Raw genomic sequence first — 20,722 nt, 5'->3', positions numbered from 1 at the left:
AAAGCTCCGCCGTGACGGGCCGGGAAAGCGCAGAAGCCCAAGGATGAGGCAGGCGGAAAACCGGGCGCCACATGGGCCTGACCGCTGCCCGGCCCCGACCGCCGCCCCGTTCTGGCCGCTAAAGGTCGAGGCCGGAGAGATAGTCCATCAAAGCGCCGCGCACGCTTTCCTGACCGTCGGCGCGCGCCTGGTCGATCACGCTGCGCGCTGCCGACAGATCGGCGGCCCGCAAGAGCGCCTTGACCGGGCCGATCGAGGCCGGGCGCATCGACAGCACGCGCAGCCCCATCGCCGCCAGGGCCAGCGCCTCGATCGGGCGGCCGGCATCCTCGCCGCAGAAGGACAGCCGCGTGCCGAAGGGCGCACAGCGCTGCACCACATGGTCGAGGAACCCGAGGAAGGAGACGTTCAGCACGTCATAGCGCTTGCGCACCCGCTCATTCTCGCGGTCTGCGGCGAAGAAGAACTGCTTCAGGTCATTGCCGCCGATCGAGATGAAATCGACCAGCCGGAAGAAATCATCCGGCGCATAGGCCAGCGAGGGCGTCTCCAGCATCGCGCCGATCTTCACATCGCGCGGCACGCTGTGGCCGAGGCTTTTCTCGCGGTGGATCTCGCGCAGGACATGGCTGCGCGCCATCTTGAACTCGCCGAACTCGCTGACGAAGGGGAACATGATCTGCAGATCGCGCCCGTTGGCGGCGCGCAGCAGCGCCTGCACCTGCATCCGCAGGACACCGGGCTTGTCCAGACCCACCCTTATCGCGCGCCATCCCATGGCCGGGTTCGGCTCGTCATTGGGCTTCATATAGGGCAGCACCTTGTCCGAGCCGATGTCGAGCGTGCGGAAGGCCACGGGCTTGCCATGCGCCGCATCCATGACGCGGGCGTAAAGCGAGGCAAGCTCGGCGCGCTGCGGCATCTTGTTGCGGACAAGGAACTGCAGCTCGGTCCGGAAGAGGCCGACACCCTCGGCCCCCGACCCCACGAGCGAGGGCAGATCGGCCATCAGCCCGGCGTTCATGCAAAGCTCCACCTTGATCCCGTCGGTCGAGGTGGCGGGCAGATCGCGCAGGCTTGCGTAGCGCATCTGCGCCTCGGCCTGCATGGCGATCTTGTCGCGGAAGGACCGCGCGATGGTCTCTTCCGCGCGCAGATGCACCAGACCCTGATCGCCATCGACCAGAATCGCATTGCCGTTCAAGGCATCCGAGGTGATGCCCTTGGCATGGATCACCATCGGAATGGCCAGAGCGCGGGCCACCACGGCGGCATGCGATCCGACCGAGCCTTCCTCCAGCACGACGCCCTTGAGCTTGCGGCCATAGTCCAGAAGTTCCGCCGGGCCGATGTTGCGCGCGACCAGCACCGGATTGTCGGGCATCGCGGCACCCGTGTCGCGGCCCTGTCCGGTCAGGATGCGGAGGAGCCGGTTGGACAGATCGTCCAGATCATGCAGGCGTTCGCGCAGGTAAGCGTCCTCGACCTGTTCCAGCCGGTTGCGGGCGGTGGATTGTTCTTTCTCGACCGCGGCTTCGGCGGAAAGGCCGCGCTGGATATCCTCCTCCATCCGGCGCAGCCAGCCGCGCGAATGGGCGAACATCCGGTAAGCTTCCAGCACCGCCTTCTGGTCCTTGTCGAGGCTTTCGGCCGCCAGAAGATCATCGACCGAGACGCGCAGCACGCCCACCGCCTCGCGGATGCGGTCGATCTCGGTCAGGGGGTCGTCGGCGACCGGGTTGGTCACCACGACGCGCGGCTCATGCAGCCAGACCTTGCCCTCGGCCGCACCCTCCTGGCCGGTGGTGCCCCGATACAGCATCGGCTGGCGGTGCAGCGCCAGCCCGTTGTCGCCGCCAAAGGCGCCAAGCTCGGCCATCTCTGCCAGAACCATCGCCACAACCTCGATCGCGTCGATCTCGTCCTCGGCATAGGTGCGGGCGGCCTTGGATTGCAGCACCAGCACGCCCAACCTTTCGCCGACGCGCTGGATCGGCACGCCAAGGAAGGAGGAGAAGATCTCTTCGCCCGTCTCGGGCATGAAACGAAAGCCTTTTTCGGCGGGGGCATTGGCGGTGTTGACCGGCTGGCCCAGACGGGCGACCCGGCCCACCAGACCCTCGCCCAGCTTCATCCGCGTCTTGTGGACGGCATCCTTGCGCAAGCCTTCGGTGGCGCAAAGCTCCAGCGTTTCGGCATCGCGGAAGAGGTAGATCGAGCAGACCTCGGTCCCCATCGAATCCGCGATGATATGGGTGATGCGGTCGAGCCGGTCCTGCCCGACATTGGGCATGCTCAAGACATCGCGCAAACGGCGCAAGAGCTTGCGGCTGTCGCTTTCCTTCCGTTCGCCCATGGTGGTCCCCCGCAGTCGATCCTGGGTCAGCCCCGCAGTCCACGCTGTGGCCAACCTGCTGCCTTGCCGCCTTTATCACCCGCTTCGGCCCCATGCGGAAGGGGCAGGAGGGGGAAATTCGCGACGAGGCCCGCAAATTCGCCGGGAGCGGCGGCGAATGGCGGAAGCTGCCCAGGCTTTGGGCGGGGCTTTGCGCAGGGGGCAGGGCGGTACTGGAGGCAGGTGCAGGGGGAGAGGCAGGCGGCCGGAATGCGCGGTTGACCTGCGGTGGAACAAGCTTAAAATCCACCCCAGGCGCTGGCCGTATTGCGGGCCGGACGGGATGACCCATGCGGGCCATCGTCATTGTTTGAGGAGGGCGCAGTTCATGCGACATATTTTGGGTATGGTGATGATGCTGACCGGTGCGGCGGCGCTGCCCGCCGCGGCGACGGTGAACGGAATGGCGAGCTTCCCGGTGCAGGAAAGCGGCGGTCTTCCTGATGGGCTGTCGCCCGACTTTCCCTTGATCCTTGTGCAGTCGACCGAGGGCCGGGCGCCCGAACGCACCGACCGCCCCGACCCCTATGCGCCCGTCGCCCCGCCCGGCACGCCGAAGGATGCCGTGGGCGTGTCGCCCGCAGCGACGGCGGCCCTAGTCGCGATGCTCGCCGATGGCACCAAGCAATGCGCAAGGCTGAAGGACCCCGCGCTCAACCTCGACTGTCTGAGCTATGAATACTGGCTGGCCGCGCAGAACCTGTCGTGGAAAAGCGGCTACGGCTCGGCCCGGGTGGCGCTGTTGCGGGCCGCCGATCAGCTGCACAGCCTCGCCCGCGAGAATGCCGACCCGAGCCGCCCCGATGTCCGTGTCACGCTGGGCGGCAAGCCCTCGCAGCGCAAGTTGACCCCGGTTCGGATGACGCCCCAGGTCGCCGCCAAGGCCGCCGCCATCGTGGAAGAGACCAAGCTCGTGCTGCTGCGCTCCTCCGAAGGCTCCGAGCAGCGCCGCACGGCCTATGTCCAGGTCGCGGCCATCGTCGGATCGACCAAGGTCCTGCTGCGCTCGTCCTGAGCGGGCGGGCCCGGGCCCGCAGCCTTGGCCTTGCGCGCCGCGCCCGCGCGACCCGCATTCTCACCGAGAGGACGTTGCGATGAAGGCCCCGTTTTCCATTCCCGCCACGTATCTGGCCGAGATGACCGCCTGGCGCCACGACCTCCACCGCCATCCCGAGTTCGGCTTCGAGGAACATCGCACGGCGGCCTTCGTGGCCGAGCGGCTGCGCAGCTTCGGCATCGAGGTCGCCGAGGGAGTGGGCGGCACGGGCGTTGTGGGCACCCTGCGCCGCGGCAGCGCCAACCGGGCCATCGCGCTGCGCGCCGACATGGATGCCTTGCGCATCAGCGAACCCTCCGGGCGTGCCCATGGCTCGACCGCGCCGGGCTTGATGCATGCCTGCGGCCATGACGGCCATACCTCGATGCTGCTTGGCGCGGCGCGGATGCTGGCCGAGGAGGGCGGCTTCGACGGCACGCTGCGCTTCATCTTCCAGCCCGCCGAGGAATGGGGCAGGGGGGCGCAGGCCATGCTGTCGGACGGGCTCTTGCGGCGCTTTCCCTTCGACGAGATCTTCGGCCTGCACAACATGCCGGGCCTGGCCCTCGGCCATTTCGAAACCCGGGCGGGCTCCTTCATGTCGGCCGAGGACAATTTCGAGATCACCCTGCGCGGCAAGGGCGGCCACGCCGCCCGGCCGCAATGGGGGCGCGAGGTCATGGTGCCCGCCTGCCTGCTGGTCGTGGAGCTTCAGTCGATCGTCGCCCGCCGCCTCAGCCCAACCGACATCGCCGTGGTCTCGGTGACCGAGCTTCTGACCGACGGCACGCGGAACGTGCTGCCGGGGCAGGCCCGCATCCTCGGCGATGCGCGCAGCTTCCGGCCAGAGGTCTCGGCGCGGATAGAGGCGGAGATGCGACGCATCGCCCAAGGCGTGGCAGAGGGCCACGGATTGACCGCCGAGGTCAGCTATAGCCGGGAATTCGTGCCGCTGATGAACGATGCCGGACTTGCAGAAGCCTTTCTCGCCGCCGCGGCGCCGGTCTCGGCAGGCGCAACCCGCGCGGAGGAGCCGATGACCGGCTCAGAGGATTTCGCGCGTTTTCTGGCCGAAGTGCCGGGCTCTTTTGCCTTCATCGGCAATGGCGAGGGCTCGGCCCCGCTGCACAGCCCCGATTACGACTTCAACGATGGGGCGCTGTCCCATGGCGCCCAGGTCCTTGCGGCCATAGCGCGGGCGCGGCTTCCGCCGGGCTAGGGCGGGGGCAGGCCGCCTCGTAAGGGGACAGCCCGCCCGGAAACCGGCCCGCTCAACTGGCCGATCAGCTCGCCTTGTCGAGCTCGAAGGTGTCGTGCAGTGCCTGCACGGCCAGTTCCATGTATTTGCGGTCGATCAGCACCGAGATCTTGATCTCGGAGGTGGTGATCACCTTGATGTTCACATTCTCGTTGGCCAGCGCCGCGAACATCTTGGCGGCAACCCCGGCATGGCTGCGCATCCCGATGCCCACGACCGAGATCTTGGCCACGTCGGTATCGGTGATCAGCTGGGCATAGGCGAATTTGCCGGCCGCCTGCGCCTCTTCGATGGCCTTCTTCGCCCGGATCACCTGGTTGGTCGGGCAGGAGAAGGTCATGTCGGTATAGGCGCGCTTGTCGGTCGGGTCGTCATGTTCGGAGATGTTCTGCACGATCATGTCGACGTTGACCCCGGCATCGGCCAGGGGCCCGAAGATCGCGGCGGCGATGCCCGGGCGGTCCTCGACGCGGACGAGTGTCATTTTCGCTTCATCGCGGCTGAAGGCCACGCCAGAGACGACTTTCGATTCCATGATTTCATCCTCGTCGCAGACCAGAGTTCCGGAAGTTTCGTCGGTGTCCTCGAAGGAGGACAGCACCCGCAGCCGCACCTTGTAGCGCATGGCCAGCTCGACCGAACGGGTTTGCAGGACCTTAGCACCCAGGGACGCCAGTTCCAGCATCTCTTCGAAGGCGATCTTGTCCAGCTTGCGCGCCTTTTCCGAGACGCGCGGGTCGGTGGTATAGACGCCGTCGACATCGGTGTAGATGTCGCAGCGTTCGGCGGCGAAGGCCGCGGCAAAGGCGACGGCGGTGGTGTCCGAACCGCCCCGGCCGAGAGTGGTGATCCGGCCCTCGGCGCTGACGCCCTGGAAGCCCGCCACAACGGCAACCTTGAAGCCTTCGGCGAACTTCGCGTCGATATTCTCGCGCGGGATCGAAACAAACCGGGCCGAGGAATGCGCCGAGGTCGTGTTGATCGGCACCTGCCAGCCCTGCCAGGACCGCGCGGGCACGCCCATCTCCTGCAGGCGCAGGGCCATCAGGCCGGCGGTGACATTCTCGCCGGAAGCCACCACCGCGTCATATTCACGGGCGTCGTAAAGCTTGGAGGTGCCCTCGACCCAGCCGACCAGCTCGTTGGTCTTGCCCGACATGGCCGAAACGATGACGATCACGTCATAGCCGCGCTCGACCTCGGCCTGCACCTTCTTCGCGGCATTCTCGATGCGCGACAGGTCGGCGACCGAAGTCCCCCCGAATTTCATCACCAGAACTGGCATGGTCTTGTCCTTCGCCCCCTTTGCAGAGACTGGCCTTTGCAAAATCGGCTGCTTCATAGCAGATGTCGGCGCGGGGGCAAGCACTGCTCCCGCAGCGCTGAGTCTTTGTAACCCGCGACGCCATCGCCGGTTGTGTTGCATTGCGGCGAATTCGTGTTACGATTTCGAAACGAAATGGGTGGAACGCTCTGATCGGAGACTGAGAATGATCGCCAAACAGCAAGCCCGTGCGCATCAGCCTGCCGAAACCATCGGCCCGCACGCCACGACGGGCGAATTGGTGGATTGGCTGACCCCCCTCAGCGGCACGGTGGTGGAACATGCCCGGCTGCGCAAACAGGCCTGGAGGCCGCTCATTCAGCGCGCGGCCTTCCTGCATTCGGCGCGCAACATGGCCAGGTGGCTGGCCCTGCGCCAGAACGCCCTGTCCGGCGGGGCGGCGCCGGGGCGGTCCGCAGGCCGGATGCAGGAGGCGCCGCGCACCAGCGTGACGGCCATCCTCGCGGCCCTGGCGCAGATCGCAGGCCTTGGCCCGGCGCCTGCGGCACCCCCTGCCGAGGGCGAGCCTGCCATGCCGCTTCTCGACTCGCGCCGCAATGTCCTGTTCGGCGCGCAGGACCCCGAGGGTCCGCGCACCCGGGTGATGGTCACCCTGCCGCCGGAGGCCGGGCGCGATGGCGGCACGCTGATGACCGGGCTGGTGGCCGCCGGGATGGATTGCGTGCGGATCAACTGCGCCCATGACCGGCCCGAGGTCTGGTCGAGCATGGTCGATGCGCTCAAGAGCCTCGACATGGGCCGGGCCATTCCGGTCTCGATGGACCTTGGCGGGCCGAAGTTCTGCGTCCGTGCCACGGCGGCGGGCAAGAAGGCGGGCGGGGTGCAGCGCCTGTTCCGGCCCGGCGACCGCTTTGCGCTGGTGCAGGACCCGGACCAGGGGCCGAAGGGGATGTTCAGCGTGGCCCTGAGCCATCCCGCCCTGGTCGAGGCCTTGCAGCCGGGTTCGGTCCTCACGATCGGCCATGGCAAGATATGGGCCAGCGTCGACAGCCTGGAGGAGGGTTGCGCGCTGATGCAGGTCACCCGCGCGCCGGAGAAGGGTGGCAAGATCAAGCCGGGCAAGGGCGTGACCCTGCCCGGGGTCAACCTGCCGGTCCGCGCGCTGACGCCCGATGACCTGCGACTGCTCGATTTCGTCCTGCTCCATGCCGATGTCGTCATCTTCTCCTTCGTCGAGACGGTGGCGGATGTGGAGGCGCTGATCACCGCGATGGAGGCGCGCCGCAAGCCGGGGCGGGCGCTGCCCGGCATCGTGCTGAAGATCGAAACCCCGCAAGCCCTGCACAACCTGCCCGACCTCATCGTGGCGGCAGGCGGGCGGGTGCCGGTGGCGGTGATGATCGCCCGCGACGACCTCGCGGCCGAAATCGGCGTGGAGCGTCTTTGCGAGATCCAGGACGAGGTGCTCTGGCTCTGCGAGGCCGGACAGGTTCCGGTGGTCTGGTCCAGCCATGTGCTGGAGGGCATGGTGCGCGACGGCAAGGCCTCGCGGGCCGAGGTGGCCGATGCCGCCTTGAGCCACCGCGCCGAATGCGTGCTGCTGAACGAGGGGCCGCATCTGACCGATGCCGTGGGTTTCCTGCGCGACGTGCTGCTGCAGATGTCGCATCACGCGCCGAAGAAGCCGCCCAAGCTTGGGCCGCTTACCCTGTGGCGGGCGGTGTAAGCCTCAGTTCAGGATGAAATCATGCGGTCTCAGCGGCGCCGGGGCCGCGAGGTCGAGATGCGGCGCCAGGCTGATCTCCATGCCCCGGCAGATCGCATCGAGCGGCAGCGCGTTGGAACTGGCGCCATAGGGATGGGCGAGATCCTCGGTCACCTCGGCGAGGCCAAGGAAGACATAGGCGATGAGGCCGGTGAAGAGCGGCGTCATCCAGCCCTCCGGCCCGATCAGGGCGAGGGGGATCAAGAGGCAGTACAGGTAGATCGTCCGGAAGATCAGCAGCGAATAGACGTAAGGCAGGGGCGTGGCCGCGATCCGCTCGCCCCCGGCGGCGTTCAGCTCCATCAGGGCCAGGCGCTGCGACAGGGTCCTTGCGCCAAAGCCGTCGAGGTGGCCGTCGTGCCGGGCGGTGGCGAGGACCGCGTTCATCTGGTCCAGCGCCGCCCCGGCCGTCGGCGCATCGCCCCAGACCCGCGCCGCGGCATCGGGCGCCAGCCCGCGCAGATGGCAGCGGTGCAGATGCGCGAAGGCGAGGCTCAGGCGCAAAAGCTGCTTCGTCTCGGCCTTGGGCAAGAACAGATCCGCCTCGCGCGACAGGGCGCGCAGATCGACCAGCAGGGCACCCCAGAGCTTGCGCGCCTCCCACCAGCGGTCATAGGCCGCATTGTTGCGAAAGCCGAGGAACAGCGACAGCGCCACGCCCATGATCGAAAACGGCGTGGCGGCCGAGTCGGGCAGGGGCCGGACGTAATGGTCGAAGGCCACCAGCCCGGCCGAGATCGCGATCAGCGTCAGAAGCGTCGGCCCGATCCGCGGCAGGACCGAGCCCTTCACCGCGAAAAGGATCTCGGTCAGGCCGGGTTTGTCGCGGATGATCATGGTCTTGGCACCCCTTGCGACACCGCGCCCGGGTGTCAGAACCAGAGTTTAGGCAGCCCGTCCCGCGGCCGGGAGCGGGAAAGCGCCGCGTTGCAGCAATTCCCGCCGCCCGCGCGTCAAAGCGCCCGCCACCCGATGTCGGAGCGGCAGAAGCCCTCGGGCCAGTTCAGATGGTCGATCATCCCGTAAGCCCGGTTGCGCGCCTCGGCGAGGCTGGCGCCGCGCGCGGTGATGTTCAGCACCCGCCCGCCATTGGCGAGGATCTGGCCGTCCTTCTCCACCGTTCCGGCGTGAAAGCACATGTGGCGGCTGTCTTCCGGCAGACGCTTCAGCCCGTGGATGATCGAGCCCTTCTCGTAGGCGCCCGGATAGCCCTTGGTCGCCATGACCACGGTCAGGGCATGGTCATCGGCCCAGTTGACATGGGCCTTGTCGAGCCGCCCTTCGGCGCAGGCCAGCAGCAAGTCCAGCGCCTGCGCCCCAAGGCGCATCATCAGCACCTGGCATTCCGGATCGCCGAAGCGGGCGTTGTATTCCACCAGCCGGCTGCGACCGTTCTCGATCATCAGGCCGGCGTAGAGCACCCCCTGATAGGGCGTGCCGCGCCGCGCCATCTCGCGGATGGTGGGCAGGACGATCTCTTCCATCGCCTGGGTCTGGATCGCCGCGGTCAGCACCGGGGCGGGGGAGTAGGCGCCCATGCCGCCGGTGTTCGGCCCGGTGTCGCCATCGCCGACCCGCTTGTGGTCCTGCGCGGTGCCGATCGGCAGGGCGTTCACGCCATCGGTCAGGACGAAGAAACTGGCCTCTTCGCCGGTCATGAACTCTTCGATCACCACCTCGGCGCCGGCCGCGCCGAACTCGCCGCCGAACATGTCGTCGATGGCCGCCAGCGCCTCGGCCTCGGTCGTCGCCACGATAACGCCCTTGCCGGCGGCCAGACCATCGGCCTTGACGACAATCGGCGCACCCTGGGCGCGGATGTAATCCTTGGCAGGCGCGCTTTCGGTGAAGCGGGCGTAAGCGGCGGTCGGCGCGCCACAGGCGTCGCAAATCTCTTTGGTGAAGGCCTTGGAGGCCTCCAGCTTCGCGGCCTCGGCGCTGGGGCCGAAGGTCAGTATGCCCGCCGCCCGCGCCGCATCGGCGACACCGGCGGCAAGAGGGGCCTCCGGCCCGACGATCAGGAAATCAATCGCATTTTCGGCGCAAAACCCCACCACGGCGGCGCCGTCGAGGATGTCGAAAGCCGCCACTTCCGCCAGTTGCGCAATCCCGGCATTGCCGGGCGCCACGATCAGCCGGTCGGTCTTGGGGTTCTGCTTGACCGCCCAGGCCAGGGCATGTTCACGCCCGCCGCTGCCGAGGATGAGGATGTTCATGACGCGCACTCCGGACTTGGCAAAGGGATAGGGGCCTCTTAGGCTCTGGGTCGGATTTGGGCAAGAGGAGAGGGGGGAAGATGCCGCAAGACCCGACCCCCGCCCGCAAACTCTTGCGGATCTATGCGGTGATCGCTGGCATGTTGGCCGCGCTTTTGGTCTTTGCGACCATCGCCCATTTCGCCGGCTCGACCGGTGCAAGCCTGGCAGCGCTGCTCTGCCTTGCGGCGCTCCGGCGCGGCAGGGGCAGCTTGCTCTCTTCCTTTATCCCCTTCGACTTTGGCACACCCTTTGGCTCGTCGCAGCGTGCCGCGTTGGATGGATCGGACAGCCACGCCCCGGGCGGTCATGCCCATAGCCTCGGCGGATCGCTCGCCGACGGTTTCGGTGATGGTGGAGGGGGCGGCGGCGATGGCGGCGGCGGCGATGGTGGCGGCGGTGACTGACCCCGCCCTTTCCCCCGAGGTGGCCCTGACCCGCTTGCAGCACATCGACCTCACTCTCTCCGGTGGCCGCAGTCTGGAGGACTGGCTCGCCAAGGACACCAGCCTTGGCCCGGACCGCGCCGCCGAGGGCATCACGCAGTACCGCCGCTTTCTGGCCTTGGCCCTGACCGCCACGCCCGAGGCGCCGGTGATGGCCTCGCCCCTCATCGCCCAGATCTGGCGCGCACATCGCGCCGATGGCGCGGCCTGGAGCGGCTTTCTGGAGGCCGTGGCCCACGCGGGCTGCGATCCCGCCGCGCTGACCTGGCGCCCCTCGCGCCATACCGTCATCGCCGCCCCCTCCTATCCCAAGACCCGCGCCCGCCTGCGCGCCGCTTTTGGAAGCGCCCCGGCCTATTGGTGGCCCTCCCGTCTGCTGATGACCTTTGCCGGTCTGGCCGAAATCCTGTCCGAGACGCGGCAGACTGTTTTCATCTGTCTTATCGCCTTCGGTCCATTGATCTGGCCGCAAGCGGGGTGGAGCCTGTTGTGGATCCTGGCCGTTGTTGTGACGCTCGTCTTCCTCCTTTCTCAGGTCGAGATCTTCTGGCCGCAGCGTTTCACCGTCCCGTCCGAGGCGCAGGGCAGTCTCGCCGGTCCGGCCTGAGCCCTACCCATCGGCAATTGCGCCGGGCCCGCAACTTTGGCATCAAAGGCGCCATGAGCCTCTTCGAAGACGACGATCCCCCCGCCCGCCCCGGCAACAGCCCGGAATACACCGTGTCGGAGCTTTCGACCGCGGTCAAACGCGTGATCGAGGGCGAATTCGGCCTGATCCGCCTGCGGGGCGAGGTGGGCCGGGTGTCGCGCCCGGCCTCGGGGCACCTCTATTTCGACCTCAAGGATGACCGCAACGTCATCGCGGCGATCTCCTGGAAGGGTCAGGTCGCGCGGATGCAGGTCCGCCCCGAAGAGGGGATGGAGGTCGTGGCCACCGGGCGGATGACCACGTTCCCCGGCCAGTCGAAATACCAGATGATCGTCGAGGATGTCGCCCCCGCCGGCGCCGGCGCCCTGATGGCCATGCTGGAAAAGCGCAAAGCCGCCCTGTCTGCCGAGGGCCTCTTCGATCCGGCCCGCAAGAAGCCGATCCCCTATCTGCCCTCGGTGATCGGGGTAGTCACCTCGCCCTCCGGCGCGGTGATCCGCGACATCCTGCACAGGCTCCGCGACCGCTTCCCGCGCCATGTGCTGATCTGGCCGGTGGCGGTGCAGGGCCAGTCGAGCGCGTCCGAGGTCGCCGCCGCCATCCGCGGCTTCAACGCCCTGCCGCTTGGCGGTGCGATCCCGCGTCCCGACCTTCTGATCGTCGCGCGCGGCGGTGGCAGCCTGGAAGACCTCTGGGGCTTCAACGAGGAAATCGTCGTCCGCGCCGCCGCCGCAAGCCAGATCCCGCTGATCTCCGCCGTGGGGCATGAAACCGACACGACGCTGATCGACTACGCCGCCGATCTGCGCGCGCCCACACCAACCGCTGCGGCAGAGATGGCCGTGCCGGTGCGCGCCGACCTCCTTGCCACGCTGGCCGATCTCGCCGCCCGGCAGGCCCGTGCCAGCCGCGCCGGGCTGGACCGCCGCGGCCAGCGCCTGCGCGACCTCGCCCGCGCCCTGCCGCGGCTGGATGCGCTCCTCGCCGCGCCGCGCCAAAGGCATGATGCGGCCAGCCAAAGGCTCGGCGGCGCCCTCTCGCTCGCCACCGCCCGCAAGCGCAGCCGGTTCGAGGCGCTGGCGGCGCCCCTGCGCCCGGCGACGCTGGTCAATCTGATCCAGAAGGACCGCAGCAAACTCACCCAGACCGCGGCCACCCTCGATGCCCGCGCCGATCTGCGGCTGGAACGCGCCCAGGGTGCGCTCGACAAATGGGCCTCACGCCTCGCCCCGGCGCTCGCCCGCCTCATCGCCTCCTCGGCCCGCGACATCGCCCGCGACCGCGAGCGTCTGGCCGCCGCCAGCCTGCGCCTGGACATGGCCCCGAAGAAGCGCCTCGCCGACCTCGCCGCCCGGCTCGAGGCGCTCGACCGCACCCGCCAGACGCTCGGCTATGCCGAAACCCTGCGCCGTGGCTATGCCGTGGTCTGGGGCGACGGCGCCGTCGTCACCTCCAAGGCCGAGGCCGAAAAAGCCGCCACCCTGGAGATCGAGTTCCACGATGGCCGCATGACCCCGCGCGCCGGCGGCAAGAAGCCGAAGGCGCCCGAAACCAAGCCCACCCAGGGCAGTCTCTTCTGAACGGCTTACCCCTTCATCCAGACGGAAATATCCCACGGGGGTCTGGGGGTGTGAAACCCCCAGCGCCGGTCCCCGCTGCGCCGCCTCAGACCCCGATCTTCGGCCCGGGACATTGCATCGGCGCGCTGGTCTGATCTACTTCGGAAAACGCCGTATTGCCGCCACCGACGAAGAGCGCCACCAGCCCGGCCTTGCCGAGGTAGAACTGCCAGCAATTGTGATCGGGGTTGTCGTCATAGACGAAGCACATCATCGGCGTGTCGTCGTAAGCCTTCTCTTCGGTCCATGTGCCGTATTCGCAAGGCTCGCCGGTGAAGGCCCAGACCACCTGCCGGTTCGGCAGATATTCCTCCTGCCCCCAGACCTTGCCGTCCTGGGCATAGGTCAGGGTCTTGCCGGTGGCATAGGCCTCGAACTGCGCGGCGGTGAGCGGCGCGCCAAGGTCGGTGGGCGGCGGGGCGAGCGGAAGGGCGGGGGAGGTCCCTTCCGGGGGGGTGTCGGCCAGCGCGACCATCGGGGCGGCCAAGGGCAGGCAGGTCAGGGCGAGGGCGATCAGCATATGTCTCATCACCTTATCCTGCCAAAGCCCGTGGGCAAAATCCAGTCACGCCTTGGCGAGGCCGCAGCGCGCCAAGGGTTCAGCCATGCCCCGCCGCCAGCGGCCCGGGCTTAGCGCGATCAGACAGGCGAGCGGCAGCGGCCAGGGCAGCATCGGGGCCTCCTCGGCCAGTTGCAGGGCGGGGTAGGGCCGGGTCGGATGGGTGTGATGGTCGGAATGGCGCGACGCATTCAGCATCAGGGCCGAGGAAAACCAATGCGGCGCGTTCCAGCTGTGCTGCAGCCCGACCGGCTCCAGCCGCGCGCCCTCGGACCCGCGCGCCAGCCCGTAATGCTGGACATAATCCGAGAGGAGCACCTGCGCGCCGAAATGCAGGCCAAGGCCCAGCCAGACCAGCAGCCCCGCCATCCCGGCAAGCCCGTAGCCAAAGGCCAGCGCCAGTACCGCCCCGCCGGCGTACCACAGATAGGGCGTCGCCCGCCCGCCGCGCAAGGCCCGCTCGGCCGCCAGCCCGGCGCGCAGGCTGCCCGGCCAGGCGCGCAGCAGAAAGCGGTAGAACCCTTCCCCCGCCCGCGCCGAATTGGGGTCGCGCCCCGAGGCCACGAAGCGGTGATGCACCAGACGATGCGCCGAGGTGTGGTGCCCGAAGAGAAGCGCCGTATAGACCGCGGCCCCCAGCGCAAACAGGAACCGCCCGCGCCGGTGGATCATCTCATGCGCCGCCGGATGGGCGACCTGGCCGAACCAGAAGCCCGCGGCCAGAAACAGTGCGACCCGCCCGGCCAGACCAAGCTCCGATGGCCCGGCGATCTGCCGCACCAGAAGCGGCAAGGCCACCAGCGCGCCAAGCCCGAGGAGGGCGAGCAGCAGATCCGCCGCCGGAAACTCCTCCCCCGGCGCGCTGCCCGCAACCAGAGGCACCAGACTGTCCAGTGCCACCGCCGCCAGCGCCATATAGGCCAGGGCCGCCCAAACCCAGACCCCGCCCCAGATCGCCGCCAAGCCCAGCAGCCCAAGCGGGCTTGCCGCCGCAAGGGCGAAGATCACGACGGGCAGGGGGCGGTTCAGGGCGCGCATCGCCCAAATCTAGCCCGCGCCCCGCGCCCGGCGAAAGGGCCAACCCGCCAAAACCGCCTCCGAACTTGCATCCTTCCCCTTTGCAGCCTAGGTGAGGGCAAACCAGAGGTCCGGCCCGATGTCTCTTTTCAAGAAGCTGCGCGACAAACTCTTCCGCTCCTCCGACAAGATCGGCGAGGGGCTGGAGGCTTTGGTCTCTGAAAGTGCGGCACCCGAGGCCGCAGCAGCCCCAGAGGCGGACAAGCCCGGCCTGATCGGCCGCCTTCTGGGCCGGGACGAGACGCGCCGCGTGCTCGACGATGCGATGCTGGAAAGCCTCGAGGAATTGCTGATCCGCTCGGACATGGGGGTGGATACTGCGCTGCGCGTCACCGCCAATATCGCCGAGGGCCGCTTTGGCCGCAAAATCTCCACCGCCGAGCTGAAAGAGGCCCTGTCGGACGAGATCGCCCGCATCATGGAGCCGGTGGCCCGCCCGATGCCGCTGTATCCGCAGAAACCGCAGGTCGTGCTGGTGGTGGGGGTCAATGGCTCGGGGAAAACCACGACGATCGGCAAGCTTGCCAGCCAGTTCAAGGCGGCGGGCAAGTCGGTGGTGATCGCGGCGGGCGATACCTTCCGCGCCGCAGCGGTGGAACAACTGCAGGTCTGGGGCCAACGCGCCGGTGTGCCGGTGCTGACCGCCCCCGAAGGCTCCGACCCCGCCAGCCTCGCCTTCGATGCCCTGACCACGGCACAAGAGATCGGCGCCGACCTTCTGATGATCGACACCGCAGGAAGGTTGCAGAACCGCGCAGACCTGATGGAGGAACTGGCCAAGATCGTCCGCGTGCTGCGCAAGAAAGACCCGACCGCGCCGCATAACACCCTTCTGGTGCTGGATGCGACCACCGGGCAGAACGCGCTTCTGCAGGTCGAGATCTTCCGCAAGATCGCCGATGTTTCGGGCCTCGTGATGACCAAGCTCGACGGCACGGCGCGCGGCGGGGTTCTCGTGGCGCTCGCCGACAAATTCGGCCTGCCGATCCATGCCATCGGCGTGGGCGAGCAGATCGACGACCTCTCCCCCTTCGATCCGCAGGATTTCGCCAATGCGCTGGTCGGGCGGGACGCCTGACGCCAGATGACAGCTTGGCTCCTCTCTCTGGTCGGCACGCCTGCCGGACATCAGCTGGCCATGGCGCTGGCGCTTGCGGCGGCCCTGCTGCATGCGCTGTTCGGTGCGTTGCAGAAGGGCCGTGACGACCCCTGGATCACTCGCGCCGCGATCGATGCCAGCTATGGCCTGATCGCCGCCCCCTTCGCCTTCTTCGTCGTACCCTGGCCCGAGCCCCATATGTGGCCGATCTTCGCCGGGGCCTTCCTGATCCATGCCGGCTACAAGATCGCGCAAGCCATGACCTATGACCGCGCACCCTATACCGTGGTCTACCCCGTGGTGCGCGGCACCGGACCCTTCTTCACCGTTCTGTTTGCCGGCATGGTCTTTGGCGAGCATCTGCGGCCCCTGCAATGGCTCGGCCTCGGCATCCTTCTGTCGGGCATCTTCGGGCTGGCTGGCCATTCGCTCTGGCAACTTGGCCGCAACGCGGCGAGCCTCTTGCCCGCGCTCGGCCTTGCGCTGATCACCGGCGGGTTCGTTGCGGCCTATACGACCTATGACGCCTGGGGGATCAGGGCCACGGCGGATCCTTTCACCTTCCTCGCCTGGTTCTTCATGATCGACGGGGTCTTCATCCCGGCGGTGACCTGGCGGCGCTGGATCAGGCTTGCGCCCGAACGCATCCCGCCCCTGCTGAAGCGCGGAGTCTTCGGGGCTTTGGTGGCGCTGGCCTCCTTCGGGTCGGTGATGATGGCGACGCGGCTTGACCATGTCGGGCCCGCCGCCGCACTTCGTGAAACCTCGACCGTATTTGCGGCCTTGATCGGCTGGCTGGTTCTGGGCGAGAAGGTGGGGCCGGTGCGCAGCCTTCTGATGGCGGTGATCGCCCTTGGCGCCGTGGTGATGGAGGTATCCGGATGAGTGACGCAAAGCCCTATGACCAAAGGCTGAAACTGGCGCTAGAATATGGGCCGCTGGTTCTGTTCCTGGTCGGCTACTGGTTCTTGAAGGACAAGAGCCTGACCCTCGCCGGACAGACCTATTCGGGTTTCATCGTCTCGACCGGGGTCTTCGTGGTGATCTTCGTGGCCTCGATCCTCGGGCTCTGGCGTCTGACCGGGCGGGTCTCGCCGATGCAGATCATCACGCTGGTGGTGGTCCTGTTCATGGGCGGGCTGACGCTCTGGTTCAACGACCCGCGCTTCATCAAGATGAAGCCGACCATCGTCTATGTCTTCTTCGCAGCGGCGCTGGGAATCGGCCTGTTGCAGGGCAAATCCTACCTGCGTCTGGTGATGGAAGACGCCCTGCCGATGCAGCCCGAGGGCTGGATGATCCTGACCCGCCGCATCACGGTCTTCTTCGTAGCCCTCGCCGTCCTGAACGAGGTGGTCTGGCGCAATTTCTCCGACGGCACCTGGGTGACCTTCAAGGCCATGGGCCTGACGCTCGCCATGTTCGCCTTCCTGCTGACCCAGGCCAAACTGCTCGACAAATACGGCATCTTCCCCGATGCGACAAAGTCGCGGGATAAAGACGGCCAGTAGCCGCCCGCCGCCATAACCTCGCCCGAATTGCCTGCCAGTCTGGCGGCGAAAGCTGGCCGGGGACGCGGAAATGTTGGACGAGATCTATCAGACCTTGCAGGGGTTCTTCGCCCTGTTCCGTCGCGGGCCGCGCCTGCCTTACAGCATCATCCTGCCGCTCGCGGTGATGGCGGTGGTCTGGCCCGCCCTGCGCGTCTTCCTGCCGGGCGAGCGCGAGGCCTTCATGGTCGCCTTCCTTCTGGCCATGGGGCTGCGCCTCGTCCTGCGCGCCGATGGCTCGATCCGCACCCTGCAAAGCCATCTCTCCAACCGCACCACGGTGATCCTGTCGCTGCTGGTCGGCCCCGGGATCATGGCGCTGCTGATCTGGAAGGGCGAGCCTCTATGGTGCCAGCGCTTCCTCAGCCTTTATTTCCTTGGCATGGCCAGCCTCTACATCCTCGACGTGATCGACGGCCGCCATGCGATGGTGCGCCATGTCCTGCCCGCCGAACGCCCGCGCGGATCGGACCCGATGATGACGCGGGTCATGGCGATCTGCTACCTGGCGCTTCTTTTGCTGAACGAGACGATGATCCGTCAGGCGCCGCTCGGCCTCTGGCTCCTGTACTTCGGCCTCCTGCCGTTCCTGATGCACCGGCTGTTCCTCGCCGTCACCCGGACCGTGGATCAGGCCTATGCCAAGGGCCTTGGCCGCTTCTGACCCCGGGGCCAAGCGCGCATCCTGATTTTTCGCAGAAAAATCGTGACACGCCCGCCGGGCGTTGACCTTGGCCCAAGCGCGCGCTAAGCAGCCTCCCGTGGCGATTTGTAACCGGATTGCGGGCCACGTTAAACAAACCGCTAAAAAGGTCAGGGCGTCTCGCGCAACTCCCATCCTTTCCGGCATCGCGGATCGTTTGGCGCCTGGAGACCGGCTATGAGCAAAGACTGGAACACCCGCACGAAGCTCGTGCATGAAGGCACCCGCCGCAGCCAGTATGGCGAGATGGCCGAGGCGATCTTCCTGACCCAGGGCTTTGCCTATCCCGATGCCGAAAGCGCCGAACAACGCTTCATCAAGGCCGGCGACGACGAATTCATCTATGCCCGCTACGGCAACCCGACCACCCGGATGTTCGAGGAACGCATCGCGGCCCTCGAAGGCACCGAGGACGCTTTCGCCACCGCCTCCGGCATGGCCGCCGTCAATGGGGCTTTGACCTCGATGCTGCGGGCGGGGGATCATGTCGTCTCTTCCCGCGCGCTCTTCGGGTCCTGCCTTTACATCCTGGAAGAGGTGCTGACCCGCTACGGCGTCAAGGTGACCTTCGTCGATGGCGCCGACCTCGACCAATGGCGCGCGGCGGTGACCCCCGGCACCAAGGCCGTCTTCTTCGAGTCGATGTCGAACCCCACGCTGGAACTGGTTGATATCAAATCGGTTTCCGAGATTGCCCATGCCCAGGGTGCCCTGGTCATCGTCGACAATGTCTTTGCCACGCCGATCTTCTCCAAGGCGGTGGAACAGGGGGCCGATGTCATCATCTACTCCTCGACCAAGCATATCGACGGGCAGGGCAAGGCGCTGGGCGGCGTCATCTGCGGCACCAAGGACTTCATCCGCAAGGTGGCCGAGCCTTACCTCAAGCACACCGGGGCCGCGATCTCGCCCTTCAACGCCTGGCTGCATCTGCAAGGCATGACGACGCTGGACCTGCGCTGTCGCGCCATGGCCGCGGCCGCCTTGGAGATTGCCCAGGCGCTGGAGGCCGATACCCGCGTCTCCCGCGTGATCTATCCCGGGCTTGCCAGCCATCCGCAGAACGCGCTCGCCATGGCGCAGATGGGTTCGGGCGGCACCCTGGTGACGTTTGAGGTGAAGGGCGGCAAGGACGCGGCCTTCCGTTTCTGCAACGCGCTGGAAATCGTCAAGATCTCCAACAACCTCGGCGATGCCAAGTCGATCGCGACCCATCCGGCCACCACCACCCACCAGCGCCTGCCGCAGGACCAGAAGGACAAGCTCGGCATCACCCCCGGCCTAATCCGCTTCTCGGTCGGGCTGGAGGATGCGGGCGACCTGATCGCCGACCTGCGCGCCGGGCTCGACGCGATCTGACCCCTTGCCCCCGGCCCGTCGCGACCCGGGGGCAAAATTGGTTCCGATCCGGACCCATTTGTGATAGTCTTGCCGCGAGGTCTTCCGGCCTCGCAAGGGGGGATATCATGACGCCTTGGGAAATCGACGCGACCGAGCTTGCAAACTGCAATTGCGCCTACGGATGTCCGTGTCAGTTCAACGCCTTGCCCACGAAAGGCAACTGCGAGGCGGCCGTGGCCTTCATCATCCACAAGGGCCATTACGGCGAGGTGATCCTCGACGGCCAGAAGGTTGCCATGGTGGCGCATTGGCCGGGACCGATCCATATGGGGCAGGGCACGGTGCAATTCGTCGTCGACAGCTCCGCCACGCCGGCGCAGCGCCACGCGCTGGAGACGATCTTTTCCGGCGGCGATACCGAGGACATGGCGACGATCTTCTGGATCTTCGACAAGATGACCTCGACCCGGCTGGAGACTCTGGTCAAGCCGATCACCGCCTCGGCCGACATGCAGACCCGCGAGGGCCATGTCGAGGTGCCCGGCGTCTTCACCCTGAAGACCGAGCCGATCCGCAACCCGGTGACCGGCGCCCCGCATCAGGCCCGCATCAACCTGCCGCATGGCTTCGAATACCGGCAGGCCGAAATGGCCAGCGGCACCACCACGACCTTTGGCGCGATCCCGCTCGACCATAACAAGGGCACCCATGCGCATCTGTGCCGCGTCTACATGAACGGCCAGGGCGTGATCGACCACGCGGCCTGAGGTGCCGTGATGGCGCAGGACAGGCTGCGGGATCTGCTGCACCGCGACAGGCTGGTCATGTCGGCGGCCCTGGGGCTGATCGTCCTGATCTGCAGTTTCTACATCCTGACCGGCGCGGGCACCGGCATGTCCCTGTTGCAGATGACGGCGGCGACCGGACCGCGCGGCGCACTGCTGGCGGGCACGCCGGACATGGTCTGGGTCGAGGTCTGGACGCTCGATTACGGCATCGTCATCCTTGACATGTGGTTCCTGATGATGGTGGCGATGATGCTGCCCAGTGCGGCGCCGGCGGTCCTTCTCTACGGCGCGCTGAACCCGGCGCGCGGCCTTGCCGGGATGCTGGCCTTTCTGGCCGGCTACCTCGCGATCTGGGCCGGGATGAGCCTTCTGGCCACCCTGGCCCAGGCCGGATTGGCCGCCTTCGGCCTGATCTCTGCGATGTACATGAGCCTCGCCGCCCCCTGGCTTGCCGTGGCGGTGCTGATCGGGGCCGGGCTTTACCAGCTGACCCCGGCCAAGGCCGCCTGCCTCACCCAATGCCGCGGCCCGGTGGAGATGCTGACCCGCTTCCGCAAGCTCGGCCCCTTCCGCATCGGCCTCAAGCACGGCATCCTGTGCCTCGGCTGCTGCTGGGCGCTGATGGCGCTCTTGTTTGTCGGCGGGGTGATGAACCTTTGGTGGATTCTCGGCCTGACGGCCTATGTCGCGCTGGAGAAACTGGCGCCCGCCGGCCCCGCCCTTGCCCGGGTGATGGCCTTTGTTCTGCTGGCGGCGGGCCTTGTGCTGGCTGCCGCGCATCTGGCGGGGCGCCTCTAGGCGGGGCTGCGCCAGCCGGTGGCGATTTTCATCCGCCTTTGATCCAACTGTCACTTTTGGCCGTATGATGTCGGTAGGGCTTGGGAAGGCGGGCCGGAT

19 protein-coding genes and 1 riboswitch are annotated in these 20,722 nt (G+C 67.3%); of the genes, 13 read left to right on the top strand and 6 right to left on the bottom strand.

What is annotated here, in order from left to right; all coding sequences use genetic code 11:
- Positions 1–118: 118 nt before the first annotated feature.
- Positions 119–2,356, bottom strand: a complete 2,238-nt coding sequence (gene ptsP / locus AC1DZT_RS04970; RefSeq protein ID WP_478005493.1) for a phosphoenolpyruvate--protein phosphotransferase — start codon at positions 2,354–2,356, stop codon at positions 119–121.
- Positions 2,357–2,723: 367 nt separating this feature from the next.
- On the opposite strand from ptsP, the gene AC1DZT_RS04965 reads away from it, so the two are divergent.
- Both AC1DZT_RS04965 and AC1DZT_RS04960 read left to right on the top strand, forming a co-directional pair.
- Complete coding sequence (locus AC1DZT_RS04965) at positions 2,724–3,410, top strand: hypothetical protein (protein WP_478005492.1); 687 nt, start codon at positions 2,724–2,726, stop codon at positions 3,408–3,410.
- Positions 3,411–3,489: 79 nt separating this feature from the next.
- Positions 3,490–4,650, top strand: a complete 1,161-nt coding sequence (locus AC1DZT_RS04960) for an amidohydrolase (RefSeq protein ID WP_478005491.1) — start codon at positions 3,490–3,492, stop codon at positions 4,648–4,650.
- Between the two features lie 64 nt (positions 4,651–4,714).
- Here the strand turns inward: AC1DZT_RS04960 and AC1DZT_RS04955 are convergent, their stop codons facing one another.
- Positions 4,715–5,974, bottom strand: coding sequence for an aspartate kinase (locus AC1DZT_RS04955; RefSeq protein WP_478005490.1), 1,260 nt, complete (start codon positions 5,972–5,974; stop codon positions 4,715–4,717).
- A gap of 205 nt (positions 5,975–6,179) precedes the next feature.
- Here AC1DZT_RS04955 and AC1DZT_RS04950 point away from each other — a divergent pair, with 205 nt between their 5' ends.
- On the top strand, positions 6,180–7,700 hold the full coding sequence (locus tag AC1DZT_RS04950; protein WP_478005489.1) for a pyruvate kinase: 1,521 nt from the start codon (positions 6,180–6,182) through the stop codon (positions 7,698–7,700).
- 3 nt (positions 7,701–7,703) lie between these two features.
- Here the strand turns inward: AC1DZT_RS04950 and AC1DZT_RS04945 are convergent, their stop codons facing one another.
- Positions 7,704–8,576, bottom strand: a complete 873-nt coding sequence (locus AC1DZT_RS04945; protein ID WP_478005488.1) for a bestrophin family protein — start codon at positions 8,574–8,576, stop codon at positions 7,704–7,706.
- Positions 8,577–8,692: 116 nt separating this feature from the next.
- On the bottom strand, positions 8,693–9,955 hold the full coding sequence (gene purD, locus AC1DZT_RS04940; RefSeq protein ID WP_478005487.1) for a phosphoribosylamine--glycine ligase: 1,263 nt from the start codon (positions 9,953–9,955) through the stop codon (positions 8,693–8,695).
- A gap of 80 nt (positions 9,956–10,035) precedes the next feature.
- Here purD and AC1DZT_RS04935 point away from each other — a divergent pair, with 80 nt between their 5' ends.
- From AC1DZT_RS04935 to xseA, 3 genes are read left to right on the top strand one after another with little or no spacing between them, the layout of a single operon-like run.
- A complete protein-coding gene (locus tag AC1DZT_RS04935) occupies positions 10,036–10,401 on the top strand; it encodes a hypothetical protein (protein ID WP_478005486.1) in 366 nt (121 codons plus the stop codon).
- A complete protein-coding gene (locus AC1DZT_RS04930; RefSeq protein WP_478005485.1) occupies positions 10,304–11,047 on the top strand; it encodes a hypothetical protein in 744 nt (247 codons plus the stop codon). Before AC1DZT_RS04935 ends, AC1DZT_RS04930 begins: the two co-directional genes overlap by 98 nt.
- 53 nt (positions 11,048–11,100) lie before the next feature.
- Positions 11,101–12,669 carry an exodeoxyribonuclease VII large subunit gene (xseA, locus tag AC1DZT_RS04925; protein WP_478005484.1) on the top strand — a complete coding sequence of 523 codons (1,569 nt, stop codon included), beginning with the start codon at positions 11,101–11,103 and terminating at the stop codon, positions 12,667–12,669.
- Between the two features lie 85 nt (positions 12,670–12,754).
- Here the strand turns inward: xseA and AC1DZT_RS04920 are convergent, their stop codons facing one another.
- Together AC1DZT_RS04920 and AC1DZT_RS04915 are read right to left on the bottom strand one after the other, a co-directional pair.
- Complete coding sequence (locus AC1DZT_RS04920; RefSeq protein ID WP_478005483.1) at positions 12,755–13,237, bottom strand: hypothetical protein; 483 nt, start codon at positions 13,235–13,237, stop codon at positions 12,755–12,757.
- Between the two features lie 36 nt (positions 13,238–13,273).
- Positions 13,274–14,305, bottom strand: coding sequence for an alkane 1-monooxygenase (locus AC1DZT_RS04915; protein WP_478005482.1), 1,032 nt, complete (start codon positions 14,303–14,305; stop codon positions 13,274–13,276).
- Positions 14,306–14,423: 118 nt separating this feature from the next.
- Between AC1DZT_RS04915 and ftsY the strand changes: the two genes are divergently transcribed.
- The 7 genes from ftsY to AC1DZT_RS04880 all read left to right on the top strand — a co-directional run bounded on the left by ftsY (position 14,424) and on the right by AC1DZT_RS04880 (position 20,623).
- Positions 14,424–15,422, top strand: a complete 999-nt coding sequence (gene ftsY, locus AC1DZT_RS04910) for a signal recognition particle-docking protein FtsY (protein ID WP_478005481.1) — start codon at positions 14,424–14,426, stop codon at positions 15,420–15,422.
- 6 nt (positions 15,423–15,428) lie between these two features.
- Positions 15,429–16,328 (top strand): EamA family transporter, encoded by a 900-nt coding sequence (locus tag AC1DZT_RS04905; RefSeq protein ID WP_478005480.1) that lies wholly within the window; start codon positions 15,429–15,431, stop codon positions 16,326–16,328.
- Positions 16,325–16,954 carry an inner membrane-spanning protein YciB gene (locus AC1DZT_RS04900; RefSeq protein ID WP_478005479.1) on the top strand — a complete coding sequence of 210 codons (630 nt, stop codon included), beginning with the start codon at positions 16,325–16,327 and terminating at the stop codon, positions 16,952–16,954. Before AC1DZT_RS04905 ends, AC1DZT_RS04900 begins: the two co-directional genes overlap by 4 nt.
- A 70-nt stretch (positions 16,955–17,024) precedes the next feature.
- Positions 17,025–17,657 (top strand): hypothetical protein, encoded by a 633-nt coding sequence (locus AC1DZT_RS04895; RefSeq protein ID WP_478005478.1) that lies wholly within the window; start codon positions 17,025–17,027, stop codon positions 17,655–17,657.
- Positions 17,658–17,744: 87 nt separating this feature from the next.
- Positions 17,745–17,822: riboswitch (SAM riboswitch) on the top strand.
- Between the two features lie 51 nt (positions 17,823–17,873).
- On the top strand, positions 17,874–19,055 hold the full coding sequence (metZ, locus tag AC1DZT_RS04890) for an O-succinylhomoserine sulfhydrylase (RefSeq protein WP_478005477.1): 1,182 nt from the start codon (positions 17,874–17,876) through the stop codon (positions 19,053–19,055).
- Between the two features lie 107 nt (positions 19,056–19,162).
- Entirely contained in the window at positions 19,163–19,804 is a 642-nt protein-coding gene (locus AC1DZT_RS04885; protein ID WP_478005476.1) for a DUF1326 domain-containing protein, read from the top strand.
- Positions 19,805–19,813: 9 nt separating this feature from the next.
- Positions 19,814–20,623: a DUF2182 domain-containing protein gene (locus AC1DZT_RS04880; RefSeq protein ID WP_478005475.1), complete on the top strand. Its 810-nt coding sequence runs from the start codon at positions 19,814–19,816 to the stop codon at positions 20,621–20,623.
- Positions 20,624–20,722 lie beyond the last annotated feature (99 nt).

The sequence above is a fragment of the Rhodobacter sp. P1_C2 genome, assembly GCF_056406375.1.
The sequence above is the reverse complement of the archived record's forward strand: the minus strand, read 5'-3'. Positions and strand labels throughout refer to the sequence as shown.